At 63.0% G+C, this 4,063-nt stretch carries 5 protein-coding genes; 2 read left to right on the top strand and 3 right to left on the bottom strand.

The window, feature by feature from the left end:
* The coding region (locus IVB47_RS27665) for a hypothetical protein (RefSeq protein ID WP_247465981.1) at positions 1-320 on the top strand (320 nt) is incomplete at its 5' end.
* Between the two features lie 2 nt (positions 321-322).
* The gene (gene argE, locus IVB47_RS27660) at positions 323-1,495 is read left to right on the top strand and encodes an acetylornithine deacetylase (protein ID WP_027567519.1); all 1,173 of its coding nucleotides are present in this window, start codon (positions 323-325) and stop codon (positions 1,493-1,495) included.
* A gap of 192 nt (positions 1,496-1,687) precedes the next feature.
* On the opposite strand, the gene IVB47_RS27655 is transcribed toward argE, so the two are convergent.
* From IVB47_RS27655 to IVB47_RS27645, 3 genes are all read right to left on the bottom strand, one after another.
* Entirely contained in the window at positions 1,688-2,314 is a 627-nt protein-coding gene (locus IVB47_RS27655) for a LysE family translocator (protein ID WP_247465977.1), read from the bottom strand.
* Between the two features lie 90 nt (positions 2,315-2,404).
* Positions 2,405-3,463: a phosphotransferase family protein gene (locus IVB47_RS27650; RefSeq protein WP_247465974.1), complete on the bottom strand. Its 1,059-nt coding sequence runs from the start codon at positions 3,461-3,463 to the stop codon at positions 2,405-2,407.
* A gap of 132 nt (positions 3,464-3,595) precedes the next feature.
* The coding region (locus tag IVB47_RS27645; RefSeq protein ID WP_256467926.1) for an acyl-CoA dehydrogenase family protein at positions 3,596-4,063 on the bottom strand (468 nt) is incomplete at its 5' end.

The following is a 4,063-nucleotide window of genomic DNA, read 5'->3' as shown; positions in this document are numbered from 1 at the left end:
GCTTCGCTGCGCTCGCAATGACGGAGTCTTTGGATGGCAGCGTCACGCTTCCATTCACATTCTCGATCGCAGATGCACCTTCGCATCCTCGCGGCTTGTTCGCCCGAGCTTTGCTTTGGTCGTCTCACCCAGACGGCATACGCCGCTTCCGAATTTCGGCAAAGTTTCGCCGCCGCGCGTTGGGCCACGGCTCGCGTGTTTTGCTCGACGGCAACGCAAGGCGTTGCAGGCTCGGATTTGTGCTGGTTTGCCCTACCACCCGCAACATTGGTATGGTTCGTGCAAGCACTTCAGCTTCCATTCCCCTGACAAGAACGTGAAAATGCCAAGCTCAAGACCCGACCGTATTCGCAAGCTGCTCGCCGACCTCGTCGGCTTCGACACGATCAGCGATCGCTCCAACCTGCCCCTCATCGCGCATATCGAGAGCTATCTCGCCACGCTCGACGTCAAGGGTGAGCGCATCGTCGACGAGACCGGACAGAAAGCCTCGCTATGGGTCACCATTGGACCCGAGGACTGCCCGGGCCTGGTGCTGTCGGGGCATACCGACGTGGTGCCCGTGGTCGGCCAGGACTGGAGCCACGATCCGTTCAAGCTGATCGAGCGCGACGGCAGGCTCTATGGCCGCGGCACCACCGACATGAAGGGATTCGTCGCGGTGTGCCTCGCCATGGTGCCGGAGATGCTGGAAGCGAAGCTCGCGACACCGATCCATCTGGCGATCTCCTATGACGAGGAGATCGGCTGCGTCGGCGTGCGGCCGATGCTGCGCGAGGTCGCGAAGAAACGGATCAAGCCACTCGGCGCCTTCATCGGCGAGCCGACCGAGATGAAGGTCATCATCGGCCACAAGGGCAAGCACGGCGTGCGCGCGACCTTCAAGGGGCTCGCCCGCCACTCCTCGATCGCGCCCGAGGGTGTCAACGCCATCGAATACGCCGCCGAGCTGATCGTCGAAATCCGCCGTCGCGCCGTGGCGCTCGCAGCCGTGCGAGCGGCCGACAGCCTCTACGACGTTCCGCACTCGACGCTGCTCACCAGCATCGTCCATGGCGGCGCCGCGCTGAACATCGTCCCTGATACTTGTACGGTGGATTTCGAATGCCGCGGCATCGGCATTACGGAGTCGCGCGAGGTGACGGATGCGATCGTCGCCTGGGCCAAGGCGAAGATCGAGCCAGCGATGAAGAAGCAGCATCCGGACTGCGGCATCGATTTCGAAGAGATCCTCGACTACCCTGCGCTTGACACGGCGGCCGATGCGACAATCGTCACGCTGGCCAAGAGCCTGGCTGGCCGCAACGACCACGCCAAGGTCGCGTTCGGCACCGAGGCAAGCCTGTTCGCCAGCATGGCCGATATCCCGTCCGTCGTGATTGGCCCCGGCTCGATCGCGCAGGCGCATACACCGGACGAATTCGTGGAAATGGCGGAGCTGGAGAAATGCGCCGGCTTCGTGGAGAAGCTGATCGCGCATTGCGTGAAGGGGTAAGGCTTCTCCTTGGGACATGATGGCTTCCTCCAATTTTCCGCATTGCGAGCGAAGCGAAGCAATCCAGGCTGCGAGCGAAGCGAAGCAATCCAGAATGGTTCCGCGGAGGCAGTCTGGGTTGCTTCGTCGCAAGAGCTCCTCGCAATGACGGGAGTATGTGGGGCAGCGCGTATCCCACGTGAGCGGTGCGCCTCATCGCTCCTGCAAGGCCAGCCGCACACCGACGGCGCAGTAGATCGTCCCGACCACCTTGCCCTGCCATTTCACGACGGCCGGATGGCGGCGTAGCAAATTGCCGAGGCGGCCGGCGCCGACGGCGAACACCACCGTACTGAGGAGGCCGAGCAACACGAACACAGCGCCGAAGAGCGCGAGCTGTAGCGTCGTCGAGCCGTGTTCTGGACGGACGAACTGCGGCAGGAACGCGAGGAAGAACAGCGCGGTCTTGGGATTGAGCACTTCGGTCAGCACGGCCTGCCGGAAGGCCCGCGCTGCGCTGATCGCGGGCGCACCGCCATTCACCTCGATCGGCGTCTTGTCGAGCATGGCGCGAATGCCGAGATAGATCAGGAAGCCCGCGCCCGCGTATTTGACGACGCTGAACAGCAGCGCCGACGTTGCAATGATCGCAGAGAGGCCGACGATTGCCATGGTGGTGTGGACCACGTCACCAGCCGCAACTCCCGCGCCCGTCGCGATGCCGACCCTGGTTCCCGAGCTCGCGGCGCGCGCCATGGTGAGGAGCGTCGCCGGACCGGGAATGAAGACGAAGCCGAGGACGATGAGGATGTAGGTGATGAGCGTGGTGTGGTCGATCATGCGGGTATCTCTCTCGTCATTCTGTCCCGTGTCCCGGACACGAGAGGAACGCAAGCAAAGGCGCGGCCGCCGGCAGCGCCTTCGGAGTCCTTAAACCGCGCCGGCCTTCTGCGCATACTCCCAAGACGCTTTCGACAGCGGTACGGTGCGCTTGGCTGACTCCAGCGCCTTGGCATTCGCCGCGGTGCCGTCGCGGACGCGGCCAGCGATGCCTTGCGTGATGCCGGCGAGGCGGAACAGGTTGTAAGCAAAATACCAGTTGAGGTCAGGCACCGTCATCTTGGTCACGTTGCAATAGATCTGCGCGGCCTGTTCCACGCTCGGAATGTTGAGCGCCTTGAGGTCGGCGCCGTCCAGGCCGGGCATCACCCACTGCATCAGCAGATAGGTGAAGTCGGCCATGGGATCGCCGAGCGTCGACAATTCCCAATCGAGCACGGCCTGCACGCGCGGTTCCGTCGCATGGAAAATCATGTTGTCGAGGCGATAGTCGCCGTGGACGATCGAGACGCGCGCCTGCTCCGGCACGGTCTTCGGCAACCATTCGGCGACCTTCTCGAACTCCGGGATGGTCTGGGTTTCGGACGCGCGGTACTGCTTGGTCCAACGATCGATCTGGCGCGCGAAATAATTGCCGGGCTTGCCGAAGTCGCCAAGACCGATCGCGACGGGATCGAACATGTGGAGCTTGGCCAGCGTCTCGATCTTGCTGGTGAAGATCTTTCGACGATCCTCCGGCGTCTGGCTCGGCAGCGTCGGATCCCAGAACACCCGGCCGTCTTCCATCGACATGATGTAGAAGGCCGAACCGATGATGCTGTCGTCCTGGCACAGCGCGTAGGCCTTCGCGACCGGAAAGCCCTGCTTTCCCAGCGCTGCGATTACCCGGTATTCGCGATCGACCGCATGCGCCGACGGCAGCAATTTGCCGAACGGCTTTCGGCGCATCACGTAGGAGCGGTTCGGCGTGTCGAGCCGGTAGGTCGGGTTGGACTGGCCACCCCTAAACTGGAGGACGACCAGCGGTCCCTCATAGCCTTCGACGTTGTCGCGCATCCAGGCTTCGAGCCGCATCTCGTCGATACGATGACGCTCCTCGACGGGCTTGGTGCCCGAGAATTCCTCGTCTTTCCTGACGCCGTCAGCCACGATGACGCTCCCTCTTCAGTCCGAACATGATCCTAATCGGTAACTCCCAGCGCACTTGCGTCAAGCGGTCATCCGATCATGGATCATGCCCTGTCGTTTCTTCAAATCGGGAGCGCCAGCGTGCTCTCCCGCTTAATGACTGGAAGAGTTTGCATACTTCCGAACCTCGAGCCTGGCAATGGCGCGATTGTGCACCTCGTCCGGGCCGTCGGCGAGACGGAGCGTGCGGATGTGGGCGTAGTCCTTGGCAAGGCCGGCTTCGTCCGAGACGCCTGCACCGCCGAAGGCCTGGATCGCCTCGTCGATGATCTTCAGCGCCATGTTGGGGGCTGCGACCTTGATCATGGCGATCTCGGCCTGCGCGGTCTTGTTGCCGACCTTGTCCATCATGTCGGCGGCCTTGAGGCACAACAGCCGCGTCATCTCGATATTGGTGCGGGCCTCGCCGATGCGCTGCTCCCATACCGAATGCTCGACGATCCGCTTGCCGAAGGCAGTGCGCGAGGTGAGCCGCTTCACCATTTTCTCCAGCGCCTCCTCGGCCTTGCCGATGGTGCGCATGCAGTGATGGATACGGCCGGGACCGAGACGGCCCTGCGC

Origin of the sequence: Bradyrhizobium sp. 62, from assembly GCF_023073035.1 — a bacterium.
In the GTDB taxonomy this organism is placed as follows: domain Bacteria; phylum Pseudomonadota; class Alphaproteobacteria; order Rhizobiales; family Xanthobacteraceae; genus Bradyrhizobium.
This window is presented reverse-complemented; position numbering and strand designations above follow the sequence as displayed.

Coding starts and splice junctions, on each gene's coding strand:
- IVB47_RS27655 (WP_247465977.1), bottom strand. CDS start 2,314: ATGATCGACCACACCACGCTCATCACCTACATCCTCATCGTCCTCGGC.
- argE (WP_027567519.1), top strand. CDS start 323: ATGCCAAGCTCAAGACCCGACCGTATTCGCAAGCTGCTCGCCGACCTC.